The sequence below is a fragment of the Methylosinus sp. sav-2 genome (genome assembly GCF_004366495.1).
Taxonomy (GTDB): domain Bacteria; phylum Pseudomonadota; class Alphaproteobacteria; order Rhizobiales; family Beijerinckiaceae; genus Methylosinus.
Genome location: NZ_SOEJ01000025.1, coordinates 11,882 through 27,455 on the forward strand (window position 1 = coordinate 11,882; position 15,574 = coordinate 27,455).

General features: G+C 60.9%; 11 protein-coding genes and 1 pseudogene. 9 read left to right on the forward strand and 3 right to left on the reverse strand.

Going from position 1 to position 15,574, the window contains the following annotated elements; translation table 11 throughout:
• Positions 1-176: 176 nt before the first annotated feature.
• A pseudogene (locus EDE12_RS20850) lies at positions 177-1,508 on the reverse strand (IS1380 family transposase).
• 683 nt (positions 1,509-2,191) lie between these two features.
• Positions 2,192-2,942, reverse strand: a protein-coding gene (locus EDE12_RS20860) for an IS6 family transposase (protein ID WP_245267484.1) whose coding sequence is annotated in 2 segments (ribosomal slippage) — positions 2,192-2,842 and positions 2,844-2,942 — 750 coding nt in all. Because the reading frame shifts where the segments join, the coding sequence is not laid out codon by codon here.
• 214 nt (positions 2,943-3,156) lie between these two features.
• On the opposite strand from EDE12_RS20860, the gene EDE12_RS20865 reads away from it, so the two are divergent.
• From EDE12_RS20865 to EDE12_RS20905, 9 genes are all read left to right on the forward strand, one after another.
• Entirely contained in the window at positions 3,157-3,615 is a 459-nt protein-coding gene (locus EDE12_RS20865) for a hypothetical protein (protein ID WP_024882129.1), read from the forward strand.
• 230 nt (positions 3,616-3,845) lie between these two features.
• On the forward strand, positions 3,846-5,201 hold the full coding sequence (locus EDE12_RS20870; RefSeq protein ID WP_026597738.1) for a nucleotide sugar dehydrogenase: 1,356 nt from the start codon (positions 3,846-3,848) through the stop codon (positions 5,199-5,201).
• Positions 5,202-5,253: 52 nt separating this feature from the next.
• Positions 5,254-6,411, forward strand: coding sequence for a UDP-N-acetylglucosamine 2-epimerase (non-hydrolyzing) (wecB, locus tag EDE12_RS20875; RefSeq protein WP_026597737.1), 1,158 nt, complete (start codon positions 5,254-5,256; stop codon positions 6,409-6,411).
• Positions 6,412-6,429: 18 nt separating this feature from the next.
• On the forward strand, positions 6,430-7,704 hold the full coding sequence (locus tag EDE12_RS20880) for a glycosyltransferase family 4 protein (RefSeq protein WP_084768310.1): 1,275 nt from the start codon (positions 6,430-6,432) through the stop codon (positions 7,702-7,704).
• 20 nt (positions 7,705-7,724) lie between these two features.
• Positions 7,725-9,392 (forward strand): alginate lyase family protein, encoded by a 1,668-nt coding sequence (locus EDE12_RS20885; protein ID WP_198022884.1) that lies wholly within the window; start codon positions 7,725-7,727, stop codon positions 9,390-9,392.
• 16 nt (positions 9,393-9,408) lie between these two features.
• Positions 9,409-11,544 carry a bi-domain-containing oxidoreductase gene (locus tag EDE12_RS20890; RefSeq protein WP_024882124.1) on the forward strand — a complete coding sequence of 712 codons (2,136 nt, stop codon included), beginning with the start codon at positions 9,409-9,411 and terminating at the stop codon, positions 11,542-11,544.
• Between the two features lie 210 nt (positions 11,545-11,754).
• Positions 11,755-12,438: a methyltransferase domain-containing protein gene (locus tag EDE12_RS20895; RefSeq protein ID WP_051465632.1), complete on the forward strand. Its 684-nt coding sequence runs from the start codon at positions 11,755-11,757 to the stop codon at positions 12,436-12,438.
• A 34-nt stretch (positions 12,439-12,472) separates the two neighbouring features.
• Positions 12,473-13,552: a glycosyltransferase gene (locus tag EDE12_RS20900; protein ID WP_166671917.1), complete on the forward strand. Its 1,080-nt coding sequence runs from the start codon at positions 12,473-12,475 to the stop codon at positions 13,550-13,552.
• A gap of 89 nt (positions 13,553-13,641) precedes the next feature.
• Entirely contained in the window at positions 13,642-14,376 is a 735-nt protein-coding gene (locus EDE12_RS20905) for a methyltransferase domain-containing protein (RefSeq protein WP_245267501.1), read from the forward strand.
• Positions 14,377-14,718: 342 nt separating this feature from the next.
• Here EDE12_RS20905 and EDE12_RS20910 read toward each other — a convergent pair.
• Positions 14,719-15,574 (reverse strand): IS3 family transposase (locus EDE12_RS20910; protein WP_134188281.1); only part of this gene is annotated, 856 nt, incomplete at its 5' end.

Sequence of the window (15,574 nt, forward strand, 5' to 3'; positions counted from 1 at the left end):
GGGACCGACAAGGCTCTAGCCGATCTTATTCATGACGGGGCCAGTTTTTGGATTGTTGGGCCGTTCGGCTCACGAGCCGTGCGAGGTCGTTCCGCTTTTTCACCGCTTCGAGAACCGCGCCTTCAAGAACGCGTTAGAGGGATAGGAAAGATGTGAGGGGCGCGCTGCCCCGTCGTTCATGGGCCGCCAGGCAGGAGCAGCGGGGCCAGCAGGGAGCAGAAGATATCGGCTTCGGGACTGGCGGCGGTGAAGGGGCGAGGCGCACGCGGCTCGCGGTCTCAATCACGCGGCCGGCGGCCTTCAGCAGGCGTAGCGTCGAGAACTTCACTTTCGCCAGATCGCAAGGTGCCGGAATGGCGTCGCGGACGCGGAGCACCTGCCAATAGGCGGCGGTATGCGAGACGAGGCGAAGCTGATTGGCGAGCGCCGAACGGCATGAGGTTCGATCGGAGGATAGCTGCGTCTTGTGCAGCTTGATGAGGTTCTCCGCCTGTCCGCGCGCGCAGTAGAGACTGTCGTAGAGCCATTGCGGCGCGCCATATGGGAGATTGGTGACGACAAAGCGGATATCGAGGCCGAGCCGCGTCGCTTCGATGCGGGCGATCGCGCACCGCCCCCTGTCCCAGGACTTGGCGCAATGGCGCGTCTCGGCATAGCCGAGCACGCCGTCCGGGTCGTCGATGGCGCACTCGACGCAGACAGCGTCTGCCATCCCGTCGACTTTCTTGGACAGCGGCTTGGTCCCGGGTAGGCCGAAGACATAATCGACGCCGTGATCGTCGCACAAGGCCATCGCCTCGGGCCACGCATAATGTCCCTCGCCGCGAAACAGGATGCGGCTCGCCGGCCAAGATTTGCGGATAGATCGCGTCAGCGGGTGCAGATGCGCTCTCACCTCGCCGCGGGACGGCGTCTTGCCCGTGCGTAGGATCCCGGCGACGAGGCGGCTCTTCTCGGTGTCGTAGACATGGATCGGCAGAAAGCAGCGCTCGTCGTAATGGGCGTTGAACAGCGACAATTGCTGATGGCCATGCGGGATGTTGCACGTGTCGTGGATATCGAGCGTGACGGAGGACGACGGCTCGTCGTAGGAGGCCATCCATTGGTCGACGAGCGCATAGGTCAGGTGGTCACATCGCGCAGAGCTGGCGCGTTGTCGAGTCGCGACAGCGTCGGCTGCGAGGCGAGATCGCGGCCCGTGTCGGGCAGACGCCCGCAGGCGCGCTTGAACGCCCGGTCGGAGCGCAGAAAGTCGAGATCGTCGGCGTCCTCATAACCGCAGCTGATCGCGTAGATGCGGGCGCGGATCATATCGGCGAAGATGTGGGTGATGCCCGAGGGATCGCGGTGATCGAGAAAGTAGCGCGCCAGCCGCTGGGCCACGCCGAGCCGGCGCTCCGCCATGGCGAGCAGAATGACGCGCCGTCCGAGGAGATGCGTCCGCCTTCGAACGAGGATCGAGCTCTTGCATATGATCCGAAAGGATTAGTTGAAGACCAGAGGCGAATTGCGTCCTGCGCAGCAGTTCCACGCCCTCACCGCGTGAGCCACGTCACTCTCACACGTTCCTCGAGCGCATAAAGAAAATTTGCGACAAAGCCAACACAGCGATCCGAGAAATAAAGATCCCAGACGCACATGCCGAATGATAAGAAAAGCAGCGGGAAAGATCGCTCTATAACAAGAGGCGCACTTTCGGGGGTACGAGCAACCGGGCAATCCCTCGCCTTCGCGGTGTTTCTCCTCGTCTTACTGCCGGTCATACTCATGCTTGCACTGGCCGCTGCAGCGTTCGAGACCGACGATCTACGCGAACTGTAAAATTGACGGCAGTGGTACGAACGCCTCAACAGCCGTTTTGAAATCCTCCAGAACAACCTCGGCATCCCTGGAATGCGGGTCATCTGGCCGCGTCCTGTCGCGAGGACACGACAGTGGATAAGCAATCAACAACGCTGGAAGGCGTCGAAAACTGCATGGACGAAAGCACACGATACTTTGGAACGCGACTTGCGGAGCGGCTCCGCGCCTAGGACGCGACGATCGTTTTCATCGGGCTGGGCTATGTAGGCCTGCCGATTTGCCTTGCGGCAGCCCGTTCAGGCCTGAACGTGGTCGGCTCGACATTGAGCCCGTCAAGCCCGCGATACTTCTCAAAGGCGAAAGTTATCTGCATGGTTGCGGTGCAATTTCATGCACCTCGCCGTGCGATGAGGGCCGACATTCGTTGGGATTGGGCCGCGAGCACCGCACGCCAGATTTCGGGCGCAGTTGTCCCAGCGGCACCAAATTTGCTCAGTGCAAATTGACCATTCCTGATGCGATGCATGATTTCGACACCGGCGATGGTGATCGCCGCATGTCGGAATCGCTTGAACCCGAGCATAGGACCCAAGCGAAGCTTGATAGATCGGTGATCCTGTTCAATCAGATTATTCAGGTATTTCGAAGATCGAATTCGAGTCCGTGCGCTGCCTCGATGCTGCGCGAGAAGCTCGCGCGCCGCCCGATGTGACGCCTGATATCCGTCGAGCGTGATTTTGCGCGGGGGCCGTCCGTGGCTCGCGAACGCACGACGGAAAAACGCTTTGGCGGCGGCGACCTCCCGCTTGGCGCGCAGCAAAAAGTCCACTGTCTTTCCCGCCTTGTCGACGGCGCGATAGAGATAAACCCAGCAGCCCTTGATCTTGACGTAAGTTTCGTCGACGCGCCACGATCCGCCGACCCTGCACGCGAAGCGGTTCCACCGCTTTTCGAACTCCGGAACGTAGCGCTGAACCCAGCGCATGATGGTCGTGTGAGCCAAAGCCAAGGCGCGTTCGGACATCATTTCCACGAGATCGTCGAAAGCTGAGCTTGTATCGCAGATACCAGCGCACGCAGAGAACGATGATCTCGCGGTCGAAATGGCGGCCTTTGAAAAGTTTGTCCGCACTCAGCATCACCCATTACCCCAGCGTCCGGTTCTGCCCTCACGGATTATGTCCGCTCATACCGTTTGCACCAGAGCCTGGTAATTTACCCAACGAGCACCAATGCCGATTGTGCACTATAATCGGCTCCAGAATAGACGCTGCTTGAACCATTCGCTCCGCGAGCTAGCCTCGCACAACATTTCGTCCACGCGCATTTAAATTTAGATTCGAGGCGGCATTGATGCGTCAATCTCGTTCGCTGTTCACCGAACTTGCTCTCGTCGCCATCGCCATCGAGGCGATTGCTATCTCGAAAGACAATTTCGGAATCGCAAAAGCGAAATTGGCATATGCTGTTCGAGCGCGTTCTATCATCCATTCCCGCGAGCTCACGCCGCGAACGCGAAGCATTTTGTCGAAGCGCCACACGTCCGCTGTCTCCTTCAGCGACGCCGTACCTTCCGATCTGAGGCTACATTTCTGGATCGAACGCCCGGTCGATTTCGTCGGTTCGCACATCTTTCCGGCGATCGTCGCTTCGTTCGAAATTTTCGCTACGACATTGACTGTAATCGGACTTCCGATGGCCGGCGACGCTCCGGCGGCTGCTGATCGCCGAACAGCTCGAATTCATCTCGTTGCTCCACGCGACGCGAGAGCAGCGCGCGACTCGACGCCATGGGCTTTCTCTACCCTGTGAAGGGTCGCATGGCCTCACGTTGCGCGAGACGGTAAGCGCCACTGCGCCTTCGTGCGGCGGCGTGACGACAAAATCGGGCTTCGGGTGAAGCGATTCACCCGAAGTGCGGTAGCGTCGGGCGAACGAACGTCTCTTATCACATCCTGCGCCGTGTTCGAGCCTCGCTCGAAATTTCACAATGGCTAAAAGCTGTTTCACGACCTCACTTCTAACCGACGATGGACGGCACGATGCTAACCTCGAAATTGCAACAGCGCGCGCCTATCGATGCTCTCGAAGAACGTCTGACGCGCAGGCACGCGCTGATCGGCGTGATCGGACTCGGCTATGTCGGTCTGCCGATCTGCATCACCGCCGCCGAAGTCGGATCGCATGTGCTGGGGTTCGACGTCGATCCCATGAAGCCCGAGGCCCTGGCGAAGGGAAAAAGCTACCTCAAGCATATTTCGGACAATCGAATTCGCCCGCTCGTGAAACAGAATCTGATCGAGGCGACGACCAATTTCGATCGCCTTTCCGAAGCGGACGCCCTGCTGATCTGTGTGCCGACCCCGCTCGACGCTCATCTCGGCCCGGATCTCTCCTTCGTCATCGCGACGGGAGAGCAGATCGCGTCCCGTTTGAGACCCGGTCAATTGATTATATTGGAGTCCACAACCTATCCCGGAACGACCTATGAAGTGTTGCGCCCCATCCTGGAAACCAGCGGACTCTCGTGCGACAAAGACTTTTATCTCGCCTTCTCGCCCGAGCGAGAGGACCCGGGCAATCTGGAATTTTCGACGTCGCGCATCCCGAAGGTCGTCGGCGCCGACAGCGCCGACGCACGCAGATTGGCCGTCGCGCTCTATAACCAATTCGTCCCGAGGACCGTCGAGGTCTCCTCGAGCGCAACTGCCGAGGCGGTCAAGCTGACCGAAAACATCTTCCGCGCGGTCAACATCGCGCTCGTCAACGAGCTGAAACTGGTCTATGGCGCGATGGGCATCGACGTGTGGGAAGTGATCGAGGCCGCGAAATCGAAGCCTTTCGGATATATGCCATTCTATCCCGGGCCAGGGCTGGGTGGACACTGCATTCCTATAGATCCTTTCTATCTCACCTGGAAAGCGCGCGAATATGGCGTCGTGACGCGCTTTATCGAGCTGGCCGGAGAGATCAATTCCAGCATGCCGCAGCATGTCGTCAATGAGCTGGCGCGGGCTCTCGACGCCACTCGCGGGCGCGGCCTGAACAAGTCGCGCATTTTGGTGCTCGGCGTCGCCTATAAGAAGAACGTCGACGACATCCGAGAAAGCCCGTCGCTGCGACTCATCGAATTGCTCGAAGCGCGTGGAGCGGAGGTGCGTTTCTATGATCCTTACGTCAACATGATCCCGGAGACGCGCGAGCACAAATCTTTGGCCGGGCGTCGGTCCGAAGTCTGGGATCCTGCGCAAATCGGCGGCTATGACGCGGTCCTGATCGCGACCGATCACGACGATGTCGATTACGCCGTTCTCGCCTCTCATGCAAAATTGATCGTCGATACGCGAAACGCATGTCGGCACCGGGGCGTGACGAGCGCCAATGTCGTCCTGGCGTGATGCGGACAGCATTCGCATCTGAGCGTCGCGCCGATTCAGAGATGGAATAGCCATGTTGGAACTCGAGCCGCGAACGATCGCCTGCGTTGTCGGCGCGCGCCCCAATTTCGTGAAGATCGCGCCGATCATGCGCGCCATCTCGGCGCGCAAGGGCCTCGTAGCGCGACTCATCCATACTGGGCAACATTACGATGTCGCCATGAACGCCGTGTTTTTCGACGAACTCAGCATTCCATCGCCGGATGTAAATCTCGAAGTGGGGTCCGGAACCGGCACAGAGCAGACGGCCCGCATCATGTTGGGAATGGAGTCCGAGCTGTCGAAAAAAACGCCAGATCTCCTGCTCGTAGTCGGCGACGTCAACTCGACGGTCGCCTCCGCGCTCGTCGCCGCTAAGCTGCGCATTCCGATCGCTCATGTCGAAGCCGGGCTGCGCAGCAAGGACCGCTCTATGCCGGAGGAGATCAATCGCCTCGTGACAGATCGGCTCTCCGATCTCCTTTTCACGACCGAACATTCCGCCGTCGATAATCTGATCGGAGAGGGCGTTTCTCCGGGACGCATCGTCTTCGTCGGAAATGTGATGATCGATACATTGCATGCGTGCCTACATCGCGCGGCCCCCGCGCGCGAGACACTCACGGAAATCGGCGTGACACCCGCGATCGGCGAAGATGTGGTAAGCCGCGGCTTCGCGCTGGTCACACTGCATCGTCCCTCCAATGTCGACGATCCGGACAAGCTCGCATTGCTTCTTGAAGCTCTGGCCGGGATCGCGCAAAAAATTCCGCTCGTGTTTCCTCTGCATCCGCGCACGGGTTCGATGATCGAGAGCGCTGATCTTGGCGGATTTCTACGCTCCTCCCCCATCATCGTCGCCCCGCCGCTCAGCTATCTGCGCGCGATCGGGCTCATGCGCGAAGCGCGCTTCGTCGTCACCGACAGCGGCGGTGTGCAGGAGGAGACGACTGCTCTCGGGACGCCATGTCTAACGGTTCGAAATAGCACCGAGCGCCCGATCACCATCGAGCAGGGCACAAATCAACTCGTCGCCACGCTCGATGAGCTGAATGCTGCGGTCGACGATATCCTCGACAATGGCGGCAAGAAAGGTCGCATCCCACCCTTGTGGGACGGGCGCGCGGCCGAACGCATCGCAGAGGAGATCGACGCGTTTCTCGCTCACGAGCGCTTGCCTCTACCCGCTTGACGAGGAAATTAGCTGATCGTGCGGATCGTCTTTTTTACGCACTACTACCCGCCCGAGGTGAATGCGCCAGCCTCCAGAACCGCAGAGCACGCCCGCGTTTGGGCGCGCGCTGGGCATGAGGTCGTCGTCGTTACCTGCGTGCCGAACCATCCGCGCGGCAAGGTTTATCCTGGCTATGTCAATCGGCTCTATCAGACGGAGACAATCGACGGCGTGCGCGTGGTGCGCGTGTTCACGCTCATCGCCGCCAATGAAGGTTTCCTGCGTCGGGCGTTGAACTACCTCTCTTACGCACTGTCGGCGAGCATGGCGTTCGTCTGGCTCCAGCGCCCGGATGTCGTCATATCGACTTCACCGCAATTTTTTTGCGGCCTCGTCGGGCTCGTCGCTCGCGCGTTGAAGCGGACCCCATGGGTTCTCGAGATACGCGACCTGTGGCCGGAGAGCATTGTGACAGTCGGCGCGATGCGCAATGGATTCCTCATTCGCTGTCTCGAGCAGCTCGAGGCCCTGGCCTACCGTCGGGCCGATAGGATCGTCTCCGTGACGGACTCATTCATGCCTCACATCGCCGCGCGCGGCGGCGCGCCGGAAAAGACAACAGTGATCAAGAATGGCGCGGACCTCGATCGTTTCAACGCGAGCGACGACACACACGCGGCGAAAGAGCGGCTCGACTTGCAAAGCAAATTCGTCGCGGCCTATGTCGGAACGCACGGCATGGCGCACGGTCTCGACACGATTCTGGAGGCGGCCGAGTTGCTGCGAGGGTCGACGGACATTATTTTCCTACTCGTCGGCGAAGGCGCGGAACGACCACGACTTCTCCGCCTGAAGGAAGAGAGGCGGCTCGACAATGTCCTGATGCTCGAACAGCAGCCGAAGGAGGCCATGCCGGGCATATGGGCCGCGACGGATGTCAGCCTCATACTCCTGCGCCGAGACGAACTATTCAAAACAGTGCTGCCTTCCAAAATGTTCGAAGCCATGGCTATGCGCCGTCCAATTGTTCTCGGGGTGGACGGAGAAGCGCGTAAATTGCTTGAGGAGGCCCGAGCGGGAATTGCGATCACCCCGCAGAGCGCGAATGAGCTCGCCGCTGCAATCTTGCGGCTCGCCAATGACCGCAATCTCGTTGCTCGGCTCGGCGCCTCAGGCTGCGCGCATGTGCGCGAGCATTACGATCGGGCAGTGCTCGCGGCGCGCTATTTAGATGTTCTGTCGGCAGCGATCGGCGCTGAACCGGCGAAGCGTCCAGTCGCCGTGCAACTCGAGACGCTGGCCCGCCGATGAAAGAAGGAGCATTGCGCAAGATGGCGCGGGCGATCGCCTTCGGGCGGAACGTGCCGCTGGCCAAATTGGCGCGCCGCTTGGAACTCGATTTGATACGACGCGTCGCCCATGTCGGACTGTCCGCGCCGCTCCCGGCCACAGCGCCGCCGCTCGCCGATAGGCCGCCGACGCCTCTTTTCGAACCGCGGCGAGGAATGATCGCACGGATCGGTCGATCCTTGCGCTTCACCTTTCTTCGCCAGTCGCATGCGTCCCCTGCCATCGTCGACTGGCGGATGCGTCGTGGCGATCGAGGCGGGCAGCTCTGGCGAATGAATCTCCACTACATGGAGTATCTGGAGGACGTCGACGATGAGATGTTCTTCGAACTCGTCAGCCAGTGGACGAACGCCAACCCTCCCTATGCGCGGGACTATTGGAAGGACACCTGGAACAGCTATGCGCTTTCGTTGCGTGTCGTCGTCTGGATGCAGCAAGCAGCCACCCGCGGCGCGCGTCTGACCGTCGACGAGAGCGCGATGATGATCGCTTCGCTCGCCAGACAATTGCGATTTCTGGAAGCCAATCTCGAGACTGACATCGGTGGAAATCACCTCATAAAGAACCTCAAAGCGCTGATCTGGGCGTCCGCTTTCTTCACGGGTCGCGACGCGGATCGCTGGCGCGCGTGCGGCTTGCGTTTGCTACGGCGGGAATTACGTGCCCAAATCCTGCCGGATGGGATGCATTATGAGCGTTCCCCGTCCTACCACTGCCAGGTATTTGCCGATCTGCTCGAGTGTCGCCATGCGCTCGGCTGCGATCCATTGAACGGCGAACTCGACGATGCTCTACACCACATGGCGCAAGTCGTCGCCGATCTTACACATCCGGACGGCTCGGTCGCATTGTTCAACGACTCGGGCCTGTCGATGGCCTATGCGCCGGGCGAATGCTTGGCTGTCTACGAAAAGCTGTTCGGTGGACGGCCGTCGTCCCGCGATGTCTTTGCTTTTCGAGACGCCGGCTACTTCGGGTTACGCAGCGAGGAAAGCTATTTTCTCGCCGATTGCGGCCGCATCGGGCCAGACGATTTGCCTGCACATGCGCATGGCGACGTAGCGAGCTTCGAATGGTCGGTCGGCGGCGCGCGTATCGTCGTCGATCAGGGTGTGTTCGAATATGTCGCCGGCGAGCGGCGCGAACTTTGTCGGACGGCGGCGAGCCACAACACATTGTGTTTCGACGGCGCGGATCAGGCCGAATTTTTTGGTTCGTTCCGTTGCGGACGACGGCCTGAGGTCGCCATCCTCTCCTACAGCCGGACTGACGATGGCTTCATGCTCACGGGAGAGCACGACGGTTTTGCACGATTGGCGCAGGCGCCCATCCACATTCGCGGGTTCGCCGTCGAACCGAGTCGAATAACGATCACGGACCGAATCGAAGGTCACACGAAGCGAGTGGCGAGCATTGGTTTCCTGTTGCATCCGGACGCGCAGGTCGAAATCGCCGGCGCCGTCGCGTCGATAACGCGCGGTGCGGTGGCGATCCGAATGAGCTGTTCCAGGCCGATCGAAATCGAGCCTGCGGTCTGGTGGCCGGATATGGGTCTGGAGTTCGACACGACGCGATTGCGCGTCAAACTCGATGGCGAAGACGGAGTCACGACGGAGTTGAGCGTCGTTTCGTATTCGGCTGACGAGTAGAAGCAGCGGAGATCTCGTGAAGCAGGTCGAGCAGAACTACCGAACTGGCGAATTGCGGGTCGCCGAAGTTCCAGCGCCGAAGGCGATCGATGGTGGCGTGCTCGTCGCGACCAGAGTGTCGCTGATCAGTTCCGGCACGGAAAAGCAGTTGATCGATCTCGCCAAGGCGTCGCTTGTCGGCAAGGCGATCGCGCGTCCGGACCTCGTGCGTCGCGTGTTGCACAATGTCGGACGCGACGGCCTACGGCCGACGATCGAGAAAGTGTTCGCCAAACTGGATACTCCGATTCCCTTGGGATACAGCCTCGCCGGCGAGGTCGTCGACATCGGACGACGCGGAGGCGCCTATGTGGTCGGTGATCGCATTGCATGCGCGGGCGCGGGACAAGCCAATCACGCCGAGTTCAATGCTGTGCCGATGCATCTCACCGCGGCCATTCCGGCAGGCGTCGACGATGAGGACGCGAGCTTCGTCACGCTCGGCTCGATCGCACTGCAAGGTGTGCGCCTCGCTTCGCCGACGCTCGGCGAACGAGTAGTGGTCATGGGCCTTGGCCTTCTCGGGCTGCTCACGGTTCAATTGCTCAAAGCGAACGGCTGTCGCGTTATGGGCTTCGATCCCAATCCGGCGCGCGCGAAACTAGCAGTGGAGCTAGGTGCGGACGCTGCCGTCAGCGACGACCTGATCGAAGCGACGGCCGGATTCACCAATGAATATGGCGCCGATGCGGTGATCGTCACGGCGTCCAGCAAGTCCAATGAACCGATCAATCTCGCCGCCGAGATCAGCCGACTGAAAGGCCGTATCGTCATTGTCGGAATGATCGGTATGACCATCGATCGTGAGCCCTTCTACAAGCGCGAATTGGAACTGAAGCTATCGCTTTCCTACGGTCCGGGCCGGCATGACCCAGCCTATGAGCAGAACGGGTTGGACTATCCTCTGCCCTATGTGCGCTGGACCGAACAGCGCAATATGGAGGCGTTTCTCTCACTCGTCGCCGATGGGAAAGTGACGCCGAAGCGGCTCGTCACGCATCGCTTCCCGATCGCGCAGGCGGAGAAGGCGTATGAGCTGCTCGAGAGCGACGAGCCTCATCTCGCCATTCTGATCACATATCCAGAAGCGGCAGGGCGAGCGATCGAAAGAAGTCTGCGTCTCGCTCCACCGGCGCTCCGCGCCAGCGGCGGAAACGGCGTCGCTTTCCTCGGCTTCGGAAATTATGCCCAAGGCGTGCTGCTGCCGGCGCTGCGCAAGGCTGGCGGCGCGACGCTGACCACGGTGGTGACCGCCACGGGCGTCAGCGCGAGGCACGCCGCCGAGAAGCATGGATTTGCTGTCTCGGCGACCGAGCCGGCCGCTGCCTTGGAGGACAATGATACCGACACTGTGTTCATCGCGACGCGACACGACACGCATGCGCGCTTTGCGCGCGACGCCTTGCGATCTGGAAAGCACGTGTTTTGTGAAAAACCACTGGCGATCGACAGCTCCGGCCTGACCGAGGTCCTAGGCGCGGCTGAAATCGGGCCGGGCGTGCTCACCGTCGGATTTAATCGACGCTTCGCGCCGCTGCTGCAAAAGGCCAAAGCTGCGCTCGAGCCGCGAACGGGAGCGCTCGTGATGCTATATCGCATCAACGCGGGCGCTATCCCGGCCGATAGTTGGATACAGCGCGAGGAAGGAGCTGGCCGCGTGATCGGCGAAGTATGCCATTTCGTGGATGCTTTGACCTTCCTATCCGGAAGCCTGCCGATCGAGGCGCAAGCGATCGCCACGCGCGATCATGCCGATGCGGTCTCGATCCTCGTCCGCTTCGCCGACGGCTCCAGCGGCACGATCGTCTATTCGTCGGTCGGCGACGCGGGCGTGCCGAAGGAATATATCGAAGTCTTTGCCGGGGGGCGCGTGATCCAACTCGACGACTTTCGTTGCCTCACCGTGACGCGGAGTGGCAAGCGCAAGACGACGAAAAGCGCGCAGAACAAGGGCCAGCACGGCCTCGTCTCGGCGTTTCTCGAGGCGACGCGGGGCAAGCGCGAGGCGCCCATTCCGCTCGCTCAACTCGTCGCCGTCACAGAAGCGACATTCGCGATCGAGGAATCGCTACGCATCTGCGCGCCGGTCGCGATTCCGGCGAGTCGAGAATGAAAGCGGCAATCCATTTCTTGGTCCGGTCGTGGACTGAGGTCGCCGACAGAGGTGTTTTCGATGTCTGCACAAAATGGGCTCGTCCATCACGCCTCGAAAAATCGGGCGAGGCGTCTTCAAATCCGTGCTCGAACTCGAAGCCGAGATCGCCCGCTACATTGGCCGAAATTCCTGCAACCTCTGTCTGAATCGGTGCGCTCGGAGGCGATCTTGAACCAGCGCTATGTTCAATATGGCTGCGGCCTCAGCGCCCCGGAAGGGTGGATCAGTTTCGACGCCTCCCCGCGTCTTCGCCTGGAACGGCTGCCAGGAGTTGGCTTCGTAGCCGACACTCTGAACCTCCGCCTGTTTCCATCCAATGTCGCCTATGGAGATATCGTTGCCGGCTTGCCCGTGCCCGACGGCTCTGTGGAGGCGATATACGCCAGTCATGTGCTGGAGCACCTTGCACGGGAAGACGTGTCGCGGGCGATCGCTAACACGTATAAGGCGCTGCGTCCGGGCGGCGTGTTCCGCATGATCGTGCCCGATCTCGCTTCGCGGGCCGAACGCTATCTGCGTGATCGGCGTGAAGGCCGAGGCGAGGCCGCGGACGCTTTCATCGGGGCATGTCACATCGGCTTGTTGCAGCGTCGACGCGGCCTAGTCGGAACTCTGCGATCTTTCTTCGGCTATAGCGGCCATCGCTGGATGTATGATCGGGAACTGATGAGCAGTCTTCTTCGGGAGGCGGGCTTTGTCGAAATTCGCCCCTGCGAGTTTCATGACAGCAACGATCCCATGTTCGATCTGGTCGAGGATCGCGGGCGTTTCGTCGACGATGGCCATACCGAGGTCGCCCTTCAGGCCCGACGCCCGGACGAGCCCTGTGTCGCCATCCGTATGTCAGCATGAGAGTCGCTCGCAGGCTCGAGCGGATATGTCGCGCGTGACGCAGATCGCATTTTCATGGATGGGCTTGCCACAATACGCTGCGCGGCTCATTCGCGGCGCTGTGGATCGCTTGGGCCAAGATTGTATCGTCGTCGGCTCGCCGCCGGAAGTGCCGATCACGGGCATGGAAGAGGCGCTGAATTGCCCGATCTCGTGGGTCGACGCCATGCAACCAGTGACCTGGCGCGATCTCGGATTCGCCATCCCTGAAATCTTCGTGCAGTCCGGTTGGGCCTATCCGGCGTTCGTAGCGCTCGGCCGCGAGGTGAAGGCCCGCGGCGGCCGCGTGATCGGTCTCAGCGACGCTAACTGGCGTGGAGATTTCCGGCAGTTTGCTCTCGGCGCCATCGCCTTTCGTATCTTTCACAGACGCCATTTTGACGCCATGATTGTCCCGGGTCGCCAAGGCGAAAGGCTGATGCGCTGGTTCGGGATGCCGGCCGATCTGGTGCGCAGCGGCATGTATGGCGCGGACCAAACTCTGTTCCATGGCGGGGGCGATCTCGCGTCGCGGCCCAAAACCTTTCTTTTCGTTGGCCAGTTCATCGCTCGCAAAGACGTGCTTGGTCTCGCTAACGCCTTTATCCGCTTTTCCCGTTCACGCCCCGATTGGAGGTTACGCTTGTGTGGTAACGGCGAACTGAAGCATCTCATTCCCCAACATGATAACATCGTGACCGAGGATTTCGTGCAACCCGAGCAATTGGCCGAAAGGTTCCGAATGGCGAGAGTCTTCGTATTGCCCTCGCTCGCCGAGGCGTGGGGGCTGGTCGTGCATGAAGCAACCTCATGCGGCTGCAGCCTTTTGTTGAGCGATCGCGTCGGCAGCGCGGACGATCTTGCAGGCGCGCGCAACGCGGTGCGCTTTGTCGCGGGAAACGAGGATGAGCTTTTGCGAGCCTTGCACGAGGCGGCCGACTTCGATGATGCGCGGCTGGTTGAGGCCGAAGCGGAGTCGAGACAACTCGCCGGAGCATTCGGCCCCGGGCGATTCGGTCGTGAAGTTGAAGGGCTGATCAGCGAATTTTTGCATGATGCACGGGACCAAGCGCGTCAGCGCCCGGAATTCCTGTAAGGAAACACGAAATGTTCAATTCTCTCCTCGTGCGATTATTCGGGTTCCAGGCCACGCTGCATCATGGCGACGCACTCGTCTGGGATCGCATGCGATGGATCACGCGGCGGCTGCGCGTCACTCGCAACGCCGATCGCTTGCTGGATGTCGGCTGCGGCTCGGGCGCCTTCACCATCGGCACGGCCAGACGGGGATACAGGAGCCTCGGATTGAGCTGGGATGAGCGGAATCAGAGGGTAGCGCAAAAACGCGCGGCGCTTTGCAACGTCCAGAGCGCGACATTCGAGATCTGCGACGTCCGCAAGCTGCACGAGCGAACCGATTTTATTGGCGCCTTCGACGTCGTGTTGTGTTGCGAGAATATCGAGCACATCCTCGACGACCTGGCGCTCATGAAATCCATGGTCAACTGCCTGAAACCCGGCGGACGGCTGTTGCTGACGACGCCTCATCTCCATAGGATTCCGCAAACTTTCATGGATTACGGTCCATTTCCGGACGTCGAGGACGGGCGCCATGTGCGCGCCGGCTACAACCGGGCGATGCTATCGGAACTCTGCGCTCTATCGGGTCTGACGATCGAAGAGTTCAGCTTCATCTCCGGCCCGATCAGCCAGTCGAGCGCCTGGCTCATGTGGCAGATCGGACGCATTCATCCGCTCTTCGGCTGGGCCGTAGCACTGCCGCTGCGTCCGCTACCGCCCTTGTTCGACAAGCTGCTGATGCGGCGTTTCGGCTTCGCCCCGTTCTGTATCGGGCTGGAGGCGTATAAGCCGCGCTTTTCCATCGCATCGGCGTCGAAGCCTGCGGCCTCCGCGTCCTGACGAGGGCGATGTCGCTCTAGCTTTCTTTCGTCGAAGCGAATTCTGATCGATCGAACGATTCCGTTTGATCGGAAAGCACTTATCTTATGACTTTTCCTGCCGCTGAGGCAGAAAGGAACCGCTCTCGTCACCGGCGAGGGATGAATCGGGAAACCGCGGACCGTTTGACGGTTAGAGCTAGAGTATGATCGCCCTCGTCTTTTCCTTTGGCCTGATCGGATACTCGGGCTTTTGGCCCGAATGACAAGCAGAGGCATGGAAAAGATGAACCCTTCTACCATTGGCGTCGACGTTTCAAAAGCTTGGCTCGACGCGCATCGCCTCTGACGTGCCCCCGAAGTTTCATCCAGCGGCGAGTTGAGTCCCGGCGGTTGATACGCCCGCGGGCGTGGGGTGAGCAACAGGCGATCGGCGGAGCTGGTCGGGGTTGCGCAGCCGATCGCCTGTTGCGGTGAGCGCGGCCGCATAGTCCGCCGGCGTCGCATAGCCGAGGGAAGAGTGCGGGCGCCGGTGGTTATAATCGTGAACCCAAGAGCGAACTTTCTCTCTCGCGTGGTCGAGCCCGAAGAACAGCGTCTCGTTGAGCAGCTCGTCCCGCATGCGGCCGTTGAAGCTCTCGCAGAAGCCGTTCTGCATCGGCTTCCCCGGCATGATGAAATGCCATTCGACCTTGTTCGCCTCCGACCAGGACAGGACGGCGTTCGAGGTGAACTCCGTCCCATTGTCGGAAACGATCACGCCAGGCTTGCCGCGCCTTTCGATCAGCGCCGACAGCTCGCGCGCCAGCCGCTTGCCGGAGATCGACGTGTCCGGGATCGCCGCCAGGCATTCGCGCGTCACGTCGTCGACGATGTTCAGGATGCGGAATCGTCGGCCACTGGCGAGCTGGTCGTGCACGAAGTCGAGCGACCATCGCGCATTCGGCTTCGCCTCGACGACAATCGGCGCCCGTGTTCCCACGGCGCGGCGGCGTGCGCGGCGTTTCCTCACGGTCAACCCTTCCTCGCGGTAGAGCCGATAGATGCGGTTCTTGCCCGAGCGCTCGCCCCGCTGACGAAGCAAGACGAACAGCCGCCGGTAGCCGAAGCGCCGACGCGCATTGGCGAGATCGCGCAGCTCGGCGCGAAGCTCGGCGTCGGCCGGGCGCGTCGACGTGTAGCGCGCCGTCTTGCGATCGATCGCGTCGATCCGGCAGGCC

Coding starts and splice junctions, on each gene's coding strand:
- wecB (WP_026597737.1), top strand. CDS start 5,254: ATGTTGGAACTCGAGCCGCGAACGATCGCCTGCGTTGTCGGCGCGCGC.
- EDE12_RS20870 (WP_026597738.1), top strand. CDS start 3,846: ATGCTAACCTCGAAATTGCAACAGCGCGCGCCTATCGATGCTCTCGAA.
- EDE12_RS20885 (WP_198022884.1), top strand. CDS start 7,725: ATGGCGCGGGCGATCGCCTTCGGGCGGAACGTGCCGCTGGCCAAATTG.
- EDE12_RS20905 (WP_245267501.1), top strand. CDS start 13,642: ATGCGATGGATCACGCGGCGGCTGCGCGTCACTCGCAACGCCGATCGC.
- EDE12_RS20865 (WP_024882129.1), top strand. CDS start 3,157: ATGCGTCAATCTCGTTCGCTGTTCACCGAACTTGCTCTCGTCGCCATC.